Below are 16,217 nucleotides of genomic sequence, written 5' to 3'. Positions count from 1 at the left end.
AAATCCAAAAAACTAATTACTATTTAATTCCAAAATATTTATTGAATTGTCTATTGAATCAAAAATCAACACTCCATTTTTTCTTGATGTTTTAGCAACACAGGGTGTAACTATCCAGCGCTTGTTATCAGCTAATGAGTGTTTACCAAATTTTAGAATAGATATTTTCTCATCATCTGTATAAACACATCCTTCTGGATGCCCATGTCCGGAAAAACTAATTGAACAATCGTGATTTTGGATAAACTCGAAATGCTTCTTTAAATGAAATGGTTCTTCCGGAAAAAAAATTGCTGAGCCGGAAAAATCGGGGTAACAAAAGTGGGAAATAAAAATATTATTGTTGTTGATTAAAAGGGCTTTATATTCATCCAATCCATTTAGATACTCTTTTGATTCATCACTAAGTAAAGAAGGAATTTCAGAATCTTCATAGAGCCATATTTTTTTACGTGCAAGCTTTGCTCTCTTTTCATAATCCAACGAATACCAATTTTCCAGATAGTTGAAGCCTGAATTGAATGTTGGGGTCTTTTTAATCGCGAAAAGGTCGTGATTGCCTATAACACAGTTAGAACAATTTTCTTTTACAAGCTTTACACACCTATCGGCATCTTTAGTTATGATGTTTTTATAGAATGGAAGTGCAAATCCAACAATATCCCCAAGACAAACTACAAAATCTACTTTTTCATGTTCAAGCAATCTTAAAGCTTTTTGAAGACTTGTTATGTCTTCATGTATATCGCTGATAAATCCTATAACCATTCTAAAATAACCAAAATGATGATTGGTGCGGATTGTGTAAAATTTATTTTTATTGAAAGTTAAAATAAATAAAAATAAACTGTAAGATTATATCAAGAGGGCTTAGTGGATTAATAATAATAGTCTCAGAATAATCTGCTAGTTGGCAATCGTTTACTTAATCTCATAAAGATAATTTGGCAATTTAATTTGTATTCCAGAATATGGTCCATTCAAATCAGTCAATTGATCCCCAACAGTTCCAACAATTTCATAACCTTGCTCGGTAAGTTCTGTTCGTTTCTTAATTTTGAATTCTTGCGATTTTAATTTTTGTTCGTCTTCTCTTTGTGTCAGTAAAGTATCAAATTTTGTATATCCTGCTTGTATAAGATTTTTATATGTTGAATTATATTCATTAAAATTTCTTCCTGTAAGAAAAATTATTTTAAATCCTTTATAAAGAAGATAGAGGTATAACTCTTTTGTTTGTTCAATGGCTGGGGCTTTTAATTCATCGTTCCATTTTTTATTTAAATCATACACATATCCAAAATCCATAAGCTTAGCTAAGCCGTAATTATTAAGTGCGGTTTCATCAACATCAAAGATCACAACCGAGCTGCTCTTTGGTTTCACTTTATCAAATTTTTCCTTTGCGTCGTTAATAACTGCATTCATTTCTTCATCATACTTGCCGGACTCATAATATTCTTTTACAATATCTTTTGCGATTCTAAGATTTACAATTTGATTTGATGTACAGCTAAATAATATTAAACCAAATATTAGAATAAGTGCTTTGCTACAATTCATATTCAATATGTTATTATTTTTTATAATTAAAAAAATACACTAACGGTCTTTCTAATCTCGCAGCCCACTCTCTTTCGTTATGCTCTGCACCGGGTGAGTAGAAGTAATCAATGTCTTGTCCAATAACATAACCCTTTTTAGAAAGTTCAACAAACATTCTTTGCCCACGCAAGGAACCATCTTCACCATGATCAATATAAAATTTAATCGACTTTTTTTGTCCCTTGTATTCTTCAACTGTTTTAATGCTTTTATCATTATTATAATAAAAAGAACTTGATAAACATCCAGCCATTGAAAAAACTTCGGGATAATTCCACGCTGCATAAAAAGAAATAAGTCCACCCATTGATGAGCCCATGATTGCGGTATTTTCTTTTTCGGGCATGGTCTTATAGCTAGCATCAATTATTGGTTTTATTTCCGATACTAAAAATTTTAAATATTTTTGCCCTTTTTCACTCCAGCTGTATTCATCCAGTCTATCAGGTGAATTATAAATTCCCACGACAATAATTTCTTTAATTTTTTTTTGCTTGATTAGCTTCATCACTGTTTCATCTACACGCCAATCTTTACCTATAAAAGCAGTTTTGGGATCAAGAATATTTTGGCCATCGTGCATGTATAAAACGGGATATCGTTTATCGGGATTTTTTTGTGGATTATATCCTATCGGTAACCAAATAACAATATCTCTTTTGTTGTTAAGCAAATCCGAATAAAAATCTTTTAAATATTCTACTTTACCAACAATTTCATCTTTTTCTTGTCCGGGTTTTCTGCGAGTTTTTTTGTTTTCTTCTGCCATTTTCCAAAATATTTATTAAAGAGCTTTAAAGATAAAAAAATATCTGTCTTTTAAGTAAAAAGGCTCTGATATTGTACAAGTTTCGGTTTTTAGGGTGGCTTCTTACGTTTATTTTGTGGATTTTTGAGTAATAAAATTTTAATAATCTTTTCTAAAAACGGAGATTGTTTTTATGGCTGTTATTAGACCTTTTAAAGCCCTAAGACCTACAAAAGAAAAATCCCAACTTGTTGCTAGTGTTCCTTATGATGTAGTAAATAGAGAAGAAGCAAAACAAGTTGCGGAAGGAAATCCACTTAGTTATTTGCATATCACACGTTCCGAAATTGATTTGCCGGAAGTAAAAGACGTTTACTCAAAAGAAATTTATATTAAAGCAAAAGAAAATCTTAATAAGATAATTGAAACTGCTCCTTTAAATATTGATGAGAAACCTCATTTCTATCTATATAGATTAATTATGGATGGCAGAGCACAAACTGGAATTTGTGCAACTTTTTCTGTGGATGATTATGACAACGATGTAATTCTTAAACACGAAAAAACTCGTAAAGTAAAAGAAGATGACAGGACAAATCACATTGTTACAACAGAAGCACAAACAGGTGTTGTATTTTTAACTTATCGCGGAGTTAAAACTGTTAATGATCTTGTGGATAAAACAATTAAAAATGTAAACCCTGAATATGATTTTACAGCTCCAGATGGCATCCAGCATACTGTTTGGATTATGCATGATGAATTCAATAAAATGATTGAAGAAGAATTTGCAAAGATTAATAAACTTTACATCGCCGATGGACATCATCGTGCAAAAAGTGCAAGCCGCGCAAAAGAAGAAAAGACGAAGACCAATCCACATCATAGCGGAAGTGAGGAGTACAATTATTTCATCGCAGTAATTTTTCCGGAAGATCAACTAAAAATACTTTCTTACAATCGTGTAGTCTTTGATTTGAACGGATTGAGTAAAGCTGATTTTATGAATTCTGTTGCTGATAAGTTTACCATTACTCCAACAACAGAAAAAGAACCTAAAACTAAAAACACTTTTTGTATGTACATTGATAAAGAATGGTTTGTTCTTAAACCAAGAGATTCTGTTTTCGCAAGTTTATCTTTAGAAAAATCAGTTGGAGAAAAACTTGATGTAAGTATTTTACAAAATTTTTTACTAAATCCTGTTCTTGGAATTGATGATCCTCGTACAAATACTAGAATAGATTTTATTGGCGGAATACGTGGAACAAAAGAACTTGAAAAACTTGTTGATTCAGGTAAAGCTGCGGTTGCATTTTCACTTTATCCCGTTGGGCTGGACGATCTGATGAACATCTCTGATGCAGGAGAAATTATGCCCCCAAAATCAACCTGGTTTGAACCAAAATTAAGAGATGGGTTGTTAACACATTTAATTTAATAGATAAAAATTATTAAAGGAATATCATTATGGAAAAAAGAATTTATAACTTCAGTGCTGGTCCAGCAATATTACCAGAAGAAGTTTTATTAGAAGCACAAAAAGAATTGTTTGCTTTACCTGGAGTTGGAATGTCAATCCTGGAAATTTCTCACCGCTCAAAAACTTTTGATGCAATTCTTGCTGAAGCAAAAGCAGGAATAAAAAACTTATTAGATGTTCCTGATAATTATGAAATATTATTTTTACAGGGCGGCGCAAGTCTGCAGTTCTCAATGGTTCCGCTAAACTTAATGCCTCCTAAAAATAAAGCAGATTATATTTCAACCGGAAGCTGGTCTAAAAAAGCAATTAAAGAAGCCAAAAGAGTTGGAACTGTTAACGTTGCGGCAACAACTGAAGAAGGCGAAGGTGATAATAAATTTTTTAAACGCATTCCAAAACAAAGTGAACTAAAGCTTGATCCCGATGCTGCTTACGTTCACTTCACATCAAACAATACAATTTACGGAACTCAATATCACACAGAACCGGAAGTTGGAAATGTACCGCTCATTTGCGATGCGTCTTCAGATATTCTTCACAAAAAAATTGATGTTAGCAAATACGCTTTGATATACGCTGGTGCACAGAAAAATATTGGTCCCTCCGGTGTTGTGCTTGTTATAATCAGAAAAGATATGCTTGAAAGATGTCAGGATTCACTTCACACAATGTTAAACTATAAAGTACAAGTTGAAAATGATTCGATGTATAATACTCCAAATACATTTGGTATTTACATCATCAAACTTGTAACAAAATATCTTTTAAATCTTGGCGGACTGGATAAGATGTATGAGATCAACAAAGCAAAAGCAAAACTTCTTTACGATGCAATTGATAATAGTAACGGATTTTACAAAGGACATGCAGAAAAAGATTCACGTTCATTGATGAACATTACATTTAATCTTGCTACTCCTGAATTAGAAAAAAAGTTGATTGATGAAGCTTCAAAAGCCGGCTTCAGCGGATTAAAAGGTCATCGTTCTGTTGGTGGATTACGTGCATCAATCTACAATGCTTTCCCGACCAAAGGCGTTGAAGCACTTGTTGAGTTTATGAATGATTTTCAAAAAAGAAACAGCTAAATAATATATGTCATTGAGAGTGAAACGAAGCAATTTAAATTTAACAGCTTGCTTCTTCACCTTGTTCTTCACAATGACGCAAAGGAAAAAATGATAAAAATATTTCTTGCCCTAGTAACATTGCTGATAACAATTTCTTGCAGTAAAAATGAAGTGAAATTTGAAGCGTTCAGTGCAGAAGCTTTTGCTTATGATATCGGTGATGGCATAGCTGAGGTTAATGCTACAGTAAGAGTAAAAGGGTTTACACAAACAGAAAAAGATGACAATTATAGCGCAGCGGTTGCTTATGAAGTTAATTTGTTGAAGCCGGATAGCACTGAAATAAAATCAGTTTTTAAATATGTTCAGAATGCTCAAAAGAATGAGCCGATAAGTGACATCGCATTGGAAAGTCAGTTTACTCTTGATTCGACTTACATGGCTGGAACATATACTCTCATTTACAAGATTGAAGATAAAAATTCAGATAACAAGTTGGAATCAAAAGTTAATTTTGATTTAACCCGGGAATAGTATTTTAGTTTTCTTCAAAGTATCGGGGCGGAATTAATTTTCTGCCCGAATATCCTTCATTAGCTTCGTGATAATATAATATATCTGATTCATCGCTGCGCCAGCACAAATATACTTCTTCACCATTAATCATTGAGGGGAAATCAACTAAACCAATTTGAAATTTAGTGTCTTTATAATAGCATCCAATTTCCTCAAGTTCTGAAAGAAAACCATTTACTTCGCTGGCAAGTTTTTTTATTTGGATATCATCTTCAATTCCATTATTAACTTCTTCGGCAATAAGACGCATCTCGCGTGTAGTTTGTAAAATATCTCTTACAATATTTTTAACTAACGGCAATGTTTTGCGTGCATCCGCAGGGGTAAAATATTTTGTTTCAGTAGTCATCTTTTTCCTAAAAAATTCATTCGACGCAAAAATACAATTTAAATCTGTTAAAAAAACTTTATAAAATTTTAAATTTGCCAAAATACTATTCGATGTTTTTGTCGTAATTATTGAATCCTTTATACATAAATCAAATCTAATTAACATCAAACTATAGGAAATATATGCCTACTCTAAACAAAATGAATATTAACAATTTTTTGACTTACAAAAGGTTTGTTGAGGAATTTAATAAACAGGTTAACGAAACGGATATAGAATCGTTAAACGAATATGATAAGAAATATTTTGATTACCGTAAACTTAATTTTCAAAGATCATCGCGACTTGGGAAAACTTTTGAACCAACAACCGAAACAAAAAATGCATTTACCCAAATTAGCAACAAGCAAACCTGGTTTGTAATTACAGAAAGTTGGTGTGGTGATTCTGCTCAGAATCTGCCCGTAATTGCAAAGCTTGCTGAATTAAATAACTTGATAGATTTAAAAATCGTTTTGCGTGATTCAAACTTAGAGTTTATGGATCTGTATCTAACAAACGGCGGTAGAAGCATTCCAAAACTTATCGCATTTGATAAAGATGATAATGAATTATTTCAGTGGGGCCCTCGACCAGCAGAAGTGCAGAAATTATTTTCTAAGTTAAAAGCTGATGGAATTGTGGTTTCTGAAATACATAAAGAACTTCATCTTTGGTACGGAAGAAATAGAGGGAAAGAAATTGAAAAAGAAATTGCGGAACTTGCAAAATAAGATGGTTTTATTGTTTAGCAATTAAGAAAAACTAATCCACAATTATTACCTCATTTGAGAAATAATTTAACCCTAACGACTCGCAAATAGTTCTAAATAGGCAATCTTTATCTTAAATAGATTTTACCTGTTTAGCATAATTTTTGAGCAATTAATTGCAATAATTTAACTGCGGTTAATTGTTGCTAAGACTCACATAATAAGAATTTATTTATCTAACTAATCTTTTAACAATTTAGGACCCTTCTATGAAAAAAATTTTACAGTTTTTTATTGTCTCAATTTTCATTTTGCAGACAAGTATTTTTTCCCAATCACCTGTTGTTCAACAAATAGTAAATTCTGTTAATCAGGATTCATTAATTTATTTTGTTCGTGAATTATCAGGAAATGTTCCGACAACAATTAATGGAACCTTACAAACAATTGTTTCTCGTAATAAATATCAGCCCGGTAATGCGCTTGCAGAAACATATATCAAACAAAAATTACAATCATATGGGTTAACAACTACAATTCAGTCTTTCAGTACAACCGGAAAAAATGTTTACGCTGTTCAACTCGGAACAGAGTTCCCTAACCAAAAATATATTATCTGCGCCCATTTTGATGACATGCCAACTGGTACAACTGCCCCTGGTGCAGATGATAATGGAAGCGGAACAGCTGCTGTTTTAGAAGCGGCAAGAATTTTTTCCCAGCTCTCTTTTCCATATACAATAGTATACGCATTGTGGGATGAAGAGGAACAAGGTTTGGTTGGAAGTGAATATTACGCTTCACAGGCCGCAAATGCAGGAGATTCAATTCTTGGTGTTATTAATATGGATATGATTGCTTACGATGGAAATAATGACGGTAATGCTGATGTTCATACGAGTTCAATTGCAAACACCAGTACTTTAAAAGATAAAATGCTCGAGGTAAATTTAGTATACGGAATTAATCTTGATCTGGATGTTGTTCCTGCACAACCTTACAGCGATCATCAATCATTTTTAGATCATGGTTATGGAGCAATATTATTGATTGAAGATGACAATGACTTTCATCCGCAGTATCACACTATAAATGATAATTTAACTTATTACAATCAACCTTATTTTGTAAAAAACTCTAAACTTGCATTTGCAACATTAGCCTCATTTGCATTAAATCTTAATCTTGATATTACTCATACACCAATTGCTTCGATGACAACATCACAACCAATTACTACAACCGCATTTGTATCTTCAGGTCTAGAAATTGGCATTGGTGCTTTAGCCCCGAGATTATATTATCGAACAAAATCAAGCGGCGGTACTTTTAGTAGTTTTATTGAGGTAACAGGCACAGTAACTGAAAGCTCAAATTATACCTTTAGCATCCCTGCTTTACCCCTTGGTACAGTATGCCAATATTACATTGCTGCACAAGATGCAAACTCATCAATTGTAAAAACATTACCTATTGGCGGCAGTGGGTTTAATCCTCCGGGCAGCATACCACCTGCAACATTTTATCAATTCTTTGTTGCACCTTTAACAATTGCGATGTCTGATGAGGCAAATGATATTACAAATTGGACATCAACAGCCGGATGGAATATTACAACAACCAAATATGTTTCTGCACCATCTTCATTTACAGATTCACCTGGTGGCAATTATATTAATAATGTTACATCTTCTTTAAGATATACCAATCAAGTGGGATTAACCAACGTACTTGGAGCAGTATTAGAATTTGATACTCAATGGGCTATTGAAACTGATTGGGATTATGGCCAAATACAACTTTCCACAAATAACGGAACAACCTGGATTTCGTTAACCGGACAATATACAAATCCGGGAACAGGAAGTTTTCAACCAACTGGTGAACCACTTTATGACGGAACACAATCAACCTGGGTACATGAAACTATTGATATTTCGGCTTATGCTGAACAACAAATTACTTTACGTTTCTATTTCCGCACAGATGGTTCACAAGTTCTTGATGGTTGGTACGTAGACAATATTAAGGTTTCTGTATACAACAGTATTATTCCTGTTGAACTTGTTTCCTTTACATCTTCAGTTATAAATAATACTATAGGCTTAAACTGGATTACCGCTACTGAATTAAATAACTCGGGATTTGATATTGAAAAATCTGCTGATAACATAAACTGGAATAAAGTAGGATTTGTTAGTGGTAACGGAACTTCAACTGAAGTTCATTCTTATTCTTTTATCGATCAAAACCCAATCGTTGGAAAATCATATTATAGATTAAAACAAGTTGACTTTGACGGCACATTCGAGTATTCAAATTTAGTTGAAGTTTTGTTTGGTGCAGTTTCAGATTATGCTTTGGAACAGAATTACCCAAATCCTTTTAATCCATCCACAACAATTAGTTATTCAATTAAAGAAAAAAGTAATGTTGAATTAAAGATTTTTGATTTACTCGGAAGTGAAATTGCCACACTAATCAGCGAAGAAAAAGCTCCTGGAAATTACGATGTCCATTTTGATGCTTCATTTCTTTCAAGCGGAGTTTATCTTTATACAATTAAAGCAGGTAGCTTTGTTCAAACACGAAAAATGATGTTAATGAAATAAATTCTACTCCTCACACTTCGACTCCGCTCGGTGTGACAATTTTTGTTAATTCAGGCACGAGAAATCGTGCCTTTTTTATTATATCTTATCTTACATTTTCATTACTTTTAGAATCAATAATCTCAAAATCTGGCAACTAAAAAGGACAACAGATGAGCGAACAAGAAACATCAAAATCAGGGATTAAATCTTTTCCCTTAAATTATTGGGTTGTAATAATGATGGAGTTTTTTGAAAGAGGCTCCTATTATGGAATGATGAGCATTCTTTCTGTTTACATGACTGACCAGCTCAGTTACACAAAAGAAAGCGTTGGTTTAATTAAAAGCGTTATCCAACCAATGCTTTACATATTACCAATTCTATCCGGCGCAATTGGGGATCGATTTGGTTATAAAAGAGTTTTAACATTTGCATTTATCTTTTTAGGATTAGGATATTTTCTTACCAGCCAAACAACAGAATATGCAATGGTGTTTGGAAGTTTGATAATAATGGCAGTTGGAGCCGGCGCATTTAAACCTATGATTTCTGGAACAATTGCAAGATCAACTAATGAAAGCAACAGCACACTTGGATTTGGAATTTTTTATTGGTCAATAAATCTTGGTGCATTTTTATTTCCACTTATTCTTGTTCCCTATATTAAAAATACTTTTGGCTGGGAATATGTTATGATGGCTTCCGCAATTGCAACTGCAGCTATGTTAATTCCCACATTTTTAATTTATAAAGAGCCTAAAAGACCCGAAAGCACCAAAACACTTGCAGAAGTTTTAAAAGGTGCTGTAATGGTTTTAACTGATTTTAAGTTTATTGGATTGATAGTTATCTATTCGGGTTTTTGGATTTTGTATTTCCAGATGTTTGATTCAGTCCTTTGGTATGTTCAAAAATATGTTGATGCAACTTCACTAAATAATTTTGTTAATGGCGTTCTCGGTGGAATTGGAATTGACATTAATTGGAAATTTGATGTTGAACACGTTACGGTAATAAATGCAGGAACAATTATTCTGCTTCAAATAATTGTATCAAACATCGTAAAACATACAAAAGCTTTGCCGACTATGATTGCGGGAATTGCAATGGGAACGGTTGGAATGGCTATTTTGGCTATCAATACCAACATCTGGGTATTTATGCTTGGCATTATAATATTCTCAATTGGAGAAATGACCGCGCATCCAAAGTTTATAAGTTATGTTGGGTTGATCGCACCTGAAGATAAAAAAGCCCTATACTTGGGTTACTCATTTTTATATGGAGTGTTGGGAAGTTTTATAGGCAGTCTACTCGGTGCTAATTTGTATGTTCACTTTGTTGATAAATTAAATCAGCCAAGTACCCTCTGGATTATTTTTAGTCTGATAGGTGTCGCTACAATCATCGGACTTTTGCTTTACAATAAATTTGTAAGCCCAACTAAAAATGCTTAAGAATTCTTAATTGATTATGGGACTCTCTTATGAGTCCCCTTTTATTATAATTCCTTTATTAGTAATAATTATCAACCCATCATTTCATTAAGACACAAAAAGAATTACATTTAAATAGTGTTTAACTAAAATCTTGTATCTCATCCTTAATTCATAGAGGCATTAATGATTGAGGCGAGTGCCAAATTAAAATACATACTTCTTGTTGACACATTATTATTAATTTTATGTTCCGCAGGAATTGTAAGTATAAATCAAAAGGCTAAGCTTCCTTTCCAGATTTCCGGGCAATACCCGCTTAATTCCATAATCATAACCAAAGACAATCCATATAAACTTTCCTCAAATGATAAACTGCATTCAATTGAGGGTTTTATAATTAGTAACAATGAAAATGTTGAATATATTACAGATAGAAAAAATATTGGCGATATAGTTTCAATCAAAGTAATTGGCATCTCTGGTGAGCGTAAATTAAACATTAGGCTTACCAAATTTTATGATGATTTTTACATCATTAGCACATCACTTACTGCACTACTTTTTTTTATTATCGCACTTTTTGTCTTGATTAAAAGAAGTAAAAGCAAAGCAGCAAATATATTTCATTGGGCAAGTGTTGGGATCGCATTAATAATGTGCACGACTTGGGCAAATCAAAATACACATCCCCCTATTTTAAGCTATATTCTGCAAGGTATATTTCACTTTTCATATGTTTTTACACCAGCACTATTTATTCACTTTGCCTTCTCTTTTCCTAGAAACAATGAGCTGAGATGGCGTATATTTATTTACTTTAATTATGTTATTGCCTGCTTGCTTTCAATATTAAGCACTATCACTTTTATTTATTCTTCAGTCATTAATGATACTCAGTCGATGCAGAATTATCTGCAGGTATTTACTGTAACTAGAATTTATATTGCTATTGCTGTGATTGCCGCCATTATTATTTTTTTTATAACATATTTTAGGGAGAATGGTGAAGTAGAAAGAAAAAAATTAAAGTGGCTGCTCCTGGGATTTATTATTGGCCCATTAAGTTTTATTGCTTTTTGGGTGCTGCCACAAGAGTTTACAGGGGCAGGACTTTTGCCGGAAAAGATAATTATTCTTTTACAGTTAGCTGTACCTTTAACTTTCGCTATTGCAATTGTCAAGTATCATATACTGGATATTGACGAAGTAATTAATAGAAGTATTGTATATATAATTGTTATTTCGATTTTACTCGTTTTGTATTCTGCTGCAGTTGGAATTTTTGTTGCTACGTTGCACACTTCAAATCAATCTACTATTTCTGCCATAGCAGCAATACTGCTTGCGGTTCTATTTCAACCAATTAAAACTAAAGTCCAGAAATTTGTTGATAAGAAATTTTTTAGAATTCAATATAACTTTAGAGAAGAGTTAAATCGGTTTACTGCACAGATTAAAAATTATAATGATGTTAGTTCACTTGGTGAATATTTAATCAGAGAAATTGATAATCTTATTCCAATTGAAAAAATTGGTTTTAGCGAACTCGATAACCAAACAGGTCGGCTATTCATAAGATCCCAAAAGAAATTTGATCGGTTAGCCAATAAAAGCTTGAGAATGAAGCCTGAAAATTTAGAAAGAAAGCGATTTCAGGCGGCAGCTATCAAAAATAAAGTTGAGAACGATGCAGACATCTCAACTATTTTCCAAAACACTCTTATCCGATGGGAAATAAATCTTGTTGTTCCGATAAAATCTGTTAATGAAGAACTATATGGGTTTATATTATTGGGGAATAAAAAATCTGGGACCAGGTTTTCTACTGAGGATGTTGACCTATTAAAAGACATTGGAATAAATGCAGGTTCAACTATTGAAAGAATAAAACTCCAGGAGCAGCTAATCCGCGGAAAGGTTGAAATTGAAAAGCTTGAAGAACTGAATCAACATAAATCTTTGTTTGTATCTAATATATCACACGAATTAAAAACCCCGCTAACCTCTATCAAGATCTTCGCTGAAATGCTGCTTGGAAATGAAAGTGGTCTTTCAAATAAATCAAAAGGTCATCTTGAAATAATTGAAGGTGAAACTGATCGATTAAAACGTTTAATAAATAATGTACTCGATTTTTCAAAGATAGAAAAAGGTGTGCAGAATTATTCTTTCCACGAGATTGGCTTAAATAAAATTGTTAAAGATGTAATTGAAATAATGCATTACACGTTAAAGATGAAAGGATTTAATCTTGAAACAAAGATTGAAAATTTTAATGATCTGATTTACGGAGATGCTGACGCAATAACTGAAGCTATTGAGAATATAATTTCAAATGCTATCCGGTTTTCAACAGACAAAAAGGAAATTACTATCTCAACTTATCCTGAAAACAATTTTGTTTGCGTTAGTGTTAAAGATATTGGGATAGGAATCAATCATTCAGATTTTGAAAAGATATTTGATCCTTTCTTTAGGTCTGATAATGCAAAAACAAAAAAAATAGGCGGCACGGGATTGGGACTTCCTATTGTAAAACATATTATGGACGAACACAAAGGTAAAACATTAATAGATAGCTCAATAGGCATTGGAAGCGTTATTACTCTTTGTTTTCCGACTTTATCAAATAATGACGGAGCAGATGATGAAGAAAATTCTAATTATTGAAGATGACCCAGCTATAAGAACTGGAATTAACGAAAGCCTTACGAATGAAGGTTATTCTACATCTGAAGCTGATACAGGCATAATTGGTTTTGAGCTTGCTCACAACAAAAAATTTGATTTAATAATTTTAGATCTAATTTTGCCCGGCAAAGATGGAATTGAGATTTGCAAAGATTTAAGAAGTGATGGTATAAAAACTCCAATTATCATGGTTACCAGTAGAAAAGAGGAGATTGATAAAATAATGGGGCTTGAAATAGGCGCAGATGATTATGTAACAAAGCCATTTAGCATTCGCGAACTACTTGCGCGTATAAAATCGCTTATACGAAGAACTACTTATGAGCCTGGAAAAATTGAGGAAGTGGAATTTGCAGATATTAAAATAAACTTTATAAAACAGGAAATGTCGAAGGGAAACAATCAGGTAAAACTTTCTGCAACTGAATATAGAATTCTTCATTACTTTATTGATCACGAAGCAGAAGTAATTTCAAGAGACAAATTTCTTGATGAAGTCTGGGGATATGATTCATATCCAACAACTCGTACTGTTGATAATTATATCCTTTCACTCCGAAAGAAAATTGAAGATGATCCTGCAAATCCAAAACATCTTATTACGGCTTATACAGTTGGTTACAAATTTCAAAAATAGTTAAACTAACTTATTTTTTAGCGTAAAAAAGTTCTCTGGCTTTCTTTTTACAATTTCATGACAACTCCCTTCAATCAAAATATTATGTTAATAACAGAATCGTTAAAAGGAGTTTTTATGAAATCTAAATACACTAAAATATTTATTCCGCTTTTACTTTTACCGTTAATAATTAATCAATGTTATCCAACTTACCAAGCAACAAAAATAGATCCGGGTTCACTGCAAGAGGGTAACTATGTAGATATTCAGGCAAAAGTATTTAAATCTGACAATTCTATATTCCTTTTTCCGGATGGTTTTAATGTTTACGATAAACATATTTCAGGGGATGGAATTATCGAAGTAAATTATTCATTAAAACAAAAATCAAAAAAGATTAAGCTTCCGCTTGATAGCATCACAGCAATTATTACTTACGAAGAAACTACAAGTGGAGGAAGATATTTTGCTTCTTTCCTATTAAGCTTTACAGCTGCTCCTTTAACCTTTTTAGGCATTTATTGCATTGCCTGTCCAAAGTGCTGTTTTGGATCCTGTCCGACAGTCTATGCTTATGATGGTGAAGAGTACAATCTTGAAGTTGAATTATTTTCTGAATGTATCTCCCGACAGATTGAGGATAACGATATTGATTTACTAAAACAAAAAATTAGGGATAACACTTTAAAGTTGAAAATTACCAATGAAGCTCTCGAAACTCATTTTATAAATAAATTTGAAGTTGTGGTTGCAGAACATCCAATAGGTACAGAATTATTTCCATCTATAGCAAATAAATTATTACTCTTATCAAGGCCAACACCAATAACACTTGCTGTTAGTAAAAACGGAATTAATCTAACTGATGTTTTAACAAAGGATGATAATATTTTTTTTAGGAGCGGTGTAGATAAAGTAAATGAATTAAGAAACGGGCCTGTGTTTGATTGGATCGATATTAAAGTTCCATCAAATAAAAATTTACCAACGAAAATGCTTGTGAAATACCGGAACACATTGTTGAGCACAACTCTTCTTTACGATGTTGTAATTGGCTCACAAGGAGTGGCAGGATTGGAGTGGACAAATAAGATGAATAATGATTCTGTTTATGCTTCTCAGTTTAAAATGATATATGATGCGTTTTCAGGAATTAAAATAAAATTATTTGATAAAGGTTTTTGGAAAGAATTTGGAAAGTTTAAAGACGCCGGACCCCTTAATTGGAAATATATTGCAGCAGAATTACCTGAAAGTAATTCTGATACACTTTTAATCCGGTTAGAATTTATACCTGATAATTTTATGATTGATTATATTGCTTTCGATACTACAACATCTGCAAATATCAAGATAGCAACTGAGCTTATTTATCCAGTTGAAGTAACCGATGGCAATGGAAATGATTCTGATTCATTATTAAGTTATATAAACAATGATGATCAATATTATCTTAAAACTGACCCGGGTGATTGCTACTATCTTAATTATAACATTCCAAAAAATAATAATTGCGAACAAACATTTCTCATCTATTCAAAAGGATATTACAATGAATGGATACGCGGCAGTTGGATAAACAATAAAAACGATCTCTACACATTTAATCTTTACGATGTTAAAGGAACACTCCGCTTTCTTGCTGATAGCTGGATAGAAAACAGTGAACTATTAGAGAGAGAGTTTTTCCACAGTAAATTTTCTCTCAAGGAGGAAAAATGAAAAAGATAATCTTAATACTATGTTGTTTTTCTCAACTACTAATATTTATTGGTTGTTCATCTGGAAAGTATGTTGTATCTGCCAATGGTGATAAAACAGAAGTCACCCTTAAAGACGGATATAAATTTGTTAGTGAAATTGTTTGCATACAGGACACAGCAATTATTTTTGCTACAATGCCTGTTAATCCATTAGACTTTCCGAATCTATTTTTTGAACCTATACAAGAAATTAAATCAATTACTATTCAAGGCTATGATGGAAGTGGCTGGGGAAGTTCGGTATTACTTTTTCAAGTGATTCCTGCTGCGTTAATGTTTGGAGCAGCAGCTTCTTATTCTGAAGGAGGATCCGGCGCTTTGGCAGTAGGTTTAGTTTGCGCTATTCCAGCTGCAATAACAGCGATCCTGTTTGCTACTTATGAAGGTGAAACCCCTCAATGGACTAAGGAACTGCCAATTTCAGAAATTGATAATCTTAAAAAGTATTCCCGTTATCCTGAAGGAATGAATCAAGAAGTGTTATCCAATCTTCTTAAAAAGTATAACCAAACAGGAATAACAAGAATTATTAAAAGACAATAA

Annotated in this window: 14 protein-coding genes; 10 read left to right on the top strand and 4 right to left on the bottom strand. The window is 32.6% G+C overall.

The window, feature by feature from the left end; all coding sequences use genetic code 11:
- Positions 1 to 12: 12 nt before the first annotated feature.
- From IPJ23_15450 to IPJ23_15440, 3 genes are all read right to left on the bottom strand, one after another.
- Positions 13 to 768, bottom strand: a complete 756-nt coding sequence (locus IPJ23_15450) for a metallophosphatase family protein (GenBank protein MBK7632072.1) — start codon at positions 766 to 768, stop codon at positions 13 to 15.
- A gap of 153 nt (positions 769 to 921) precedes the next feature.
- Positions 922 to 1,563 carry a hypothetical protein gene (locus IPJ23_15445; protein ID MBK7632071.1) on the bottom strand — a complete coding sequence of 214 codons (642 nt, stop codon included), beginning with the start codon at positions 1,561 to 1,563 and terminating at the stop codon, positions 922 to 924.
- Positions 1,564 to 1,576: 13 nt separating this feature from the next.
- Positions 1,577 to 2,374, bottom strand: coding sequence for an alpha/beta hydrolase (locus IPJ23_15440; GenBank protein ID MBK7632070.1), 798 nt, complete (start codon positions 2,372 to 2,374; stop codon positions 1,577 to 1,579).
- 172 nt (positions 2,375 to 2,546) lie between these two features.
- Here IPJ23_15440 and IPJ23_15435 point away from each other — a divergent pair, with 172 nt between their 5' ends.
- The 3 genes from IPJ23_15435 to IPJ23_15425 all read left to right on the top strand — a co-directional run bounded on the left by IPJ23_15435 (position 2,547) and on the right by IPJ23_15425 (position 5,443).
- Positions 2,547 to 3,794, top strand: a complete 1,248-nt coding sequence (locus IPJ23_15435) for a DUF1015 domain-containing protein (protein ID MBK7632069.1) — start codon at positions 2,547 to 2,549, stop codon at positions 3,792 to 3,794.
- 29 nt (positions 3,795 to 3,823) lie between these two features.
- Positions 3,824 to 4,927, top strand: coding sequence for a 3-phosphoserine/phosphohydroxythreonine transaminase (gene serC, locus IPJ23_15430; GenBank protein ID MBK7632068.1), 1,104 nt, complete (start codon positions 3,824 to 3,826; stop codon positions 4,925 to 4,927).
- 90 nt (positions 4,928 to 5,017) lie between these two features.
- Complete coding sequence (locus IPJ23_15425; protein ID MBK7632067.1) at positions 5,018 to 5,443, top strand: hypothetical protein; 426 nt, start codon at positions 5,018 to 5,020, stop codon at positions 5,441 to 5,443.
- Positions 5,444 to 5,447: 4 nt separating this feature from the next.
- On the opposite strand, the gene IPJ23_15420 is transcribed toward IPJ23_15425, so the two are convergent.
- Positions 5,448 to 5,834: a DUF2203 domain-containing protein gene (locus IPJ23_15420; GenBank protein MBK7632066.1), complete on the bottom strand. Its 387-nt coding sequence runs from the start codon at positions 5,832 to 5,834 to the stop codon at positions 5,448 to 5,450.
- A gap of 164 nt (positions 5,835 to 5,998) precedes the next feature.
- Between IPJ23_15420 and IPJ23_15415 the strand changes: the two genes are divergently transcribed.
- The 7 genes from IPJ23_15415 to IPJ23_15385 all read left to right on the top strand — a co-directional run bounded on the left by IPJ23_15415 (position 5,999) and on the right by IPJ23_15385 (position 16,217).
- Positions 5,999 to 6,589 (top strand): thioredoxin family protein, encoded by a 591-nt coding sequence (locus IPJ23_15415; protein MBK7632065.1) that lies wholly within the window; start codon positions 5,999 to 6,001, stop codon positions 6,587 to 6,589.
- Positions 6,590 to 6,837: 248 nt separating this feature from the next.
- A complete protein-coding gene (locus IPJ23_15410; protein ID MBK7632064.1) occupies positions 6,838 to 9,180 on the top strand; it encodes a M28 family peptidase in 2,343 nt (780 codons plus the stop codon).
- 152 nt (positions 9,181 to 9,332) lie between these two features.
- Positions 9,333 to 10,619: an MFS transporter gene (locus IPJ23_15405; GenBank protein MBK7632063.1), complete on the top strand. Its 1,287-nt coding sequence runs from the start codon at positions 9,333 to 9,335 to the stop codon at positions 10,617 to 10,619.
- Between the two features lie 165 nt (positions 10,620 to 10,784).
- On the top strand, positions 10,785 to 13,271 hold the full coding sequence (locus IPJ23_15400; protein MBK7632062.1) for a HAMP domain-containing histidine kinase: 2,487 nt from the start codon (positions 10,785 to 10,787) through the stop codon (positions 13,269 to 13,271).
- The gene (locus IPJ23_15395) at positions 13,249 to 13,929 is read left to right on the top strand and encodes a response regulator transcription factor (GenBank protein ID MBK7632061.1); all 681 of its coding nucleotides are present in this window, start codon (positions 13,249 to 13,251) and stop codon (positions 13,927 to 13,929) included. The genes IPJ23_15400 and IPJ23_15395 overlap by 23 nt, the downstream gene beginning before the upstream one ends.
- Before the next feature lie 117 nt (positions 13,930 to 14,046).
- Complete coding sequence (locus IPJ23_15390) at positions 14,047 to 15,633, top strand: hypothetical protein (GenBank protein MBK7632060.1); 1,587 nt, start codon at positions 14,047 to 14,049, stop codon at positions 15,631 to 15,633.
- A complete protein-coding gene (locus tag IPJ23_15385) occupies positions 15,630 to 16,217 on the top strand; it encodes a hypothetical protein (GenBank protein ID MBK7632059.1) in 588 nt (195 codons plus the stop codon). The genes IPJ23_15390 and IPJ23_15385 overlap by 4 nt, the downstream gene beginning before the upstream one ends.

Source organism: Ignavibacteriales bacterium (assembly GCA_016709765.1).
Taxonomy (GTDB): Bacteria; Bacteroidota; Ignavibacteria; order Ignavibacteriales; family Ignavibacteriaceae; genus IGN3.
Note: the sequence above shows the minus strand (reverse complement) of the source record. Positions and strands in the feature narration are given on the sequence as shown.

What these genes read in the sequence shown, in the direction of transcription:
- IPJ23_15450 (MBK7632072.1), bottom strand. Translation starts at nt 768, where the DNA reads ATGGTTATAGGATTTATCAGCGATATACATGAAGACATAACAAGTCTT.
- IPJ23_15445 (MBK7632071.1), bottom strand. Translation starts at nt 1,563, where the DNA reads ATGAATTGTAGCAAAGCACTTATTCTAATATTTGGTTTAATATTATTT.
- IPJ23_15440 (MBK7632070.1), bottom strand. Translation starts at nt 2,374, where the DNA reads ATGGCAGAAGAAAACAAAAAAACTCGCAGAAAACCCGGACAAGAAAAA.
- IPJ23_15435 (MBK7632069.1), top strand. Translation starts at nt 2,547, where the DNA reads ATGGCTGTTATTAGACCTTTTAAAGCCCTAAGACCTACAAAAGAAAAA.
- serC (MBK7632068.1), top strand. Translation starts at nt 3,824, where the DNA reads ATGGAAAAAAGAATTTATAACTTCAGTGCTGGTCCAGCAATATTACCA.
- IPJ23_15425 (MBK7632067.1), top strand. Translation starts at nt 5,018, where the DNA reads ATGATAAAAATATTTCTTGCCCTAGTAACATTGCTGATAACAATTTCT.
- IPJ23_15420 (MBK7632066.1), bottom strand. Translation starts at nt 5,834, where the DNA reads ATGACTACTGAAACAAAATATTTTACCCCTGCGGATGCACGCAAAACA.
- IPJ23_15415 (MBK7632065.1), top strand. Translation starts at nt 5,999, where the DNA reads ATGCCTACTCTAAACAAAATGAATATTAACAATTTTTTGACTTACAAA.
- IPJ23_15410 (MBK7632064.1), top strand. Translation starts at nt 6,838, where the DNA reads ATGAAAAAAATTTTACAGTTTTTTATTGTCTCAATTTTCATTTTGCAG.
- IPJ23_15405 (MBK7632063.1), top strand. Translation starts at nt 9,333, where the DNA reads ATGAGCGAACAAGAAACATCAAAATCAGGGATTAAATCTTTTCCCTTA.
- IPJ23_15400 (MBK7632062.1), top strand. Translation starts at nt 10,785, where the DNA reads ATGATTGAGGCGAGTGCCAAATTAAAATACATACTTCTTGTTGACACA.
- IPJ23_15395 (MBK7632061.1), top strand. Translation starts at nt 13,249, where the DNA reads ATGAAGAAAATTCTAATTATTGAAGATGACCCAGCTATAAGAACTGGA.
- IPJ23_15390 (MBK7632060.1), top strand. Translation starts at nt 14,047, where the DNA reads ATGAAATCTAAATACACTAAAATATTTATTCCGCTTTTACTTTTACCG.
- IPJ23_15385 (MBK7632059.1), top strand. Translation starts at nt 15,630, where the DNA reads ATGAAAAAGATAATCTTAATACTATGTTGTTTTTCTCAACTACTAATA.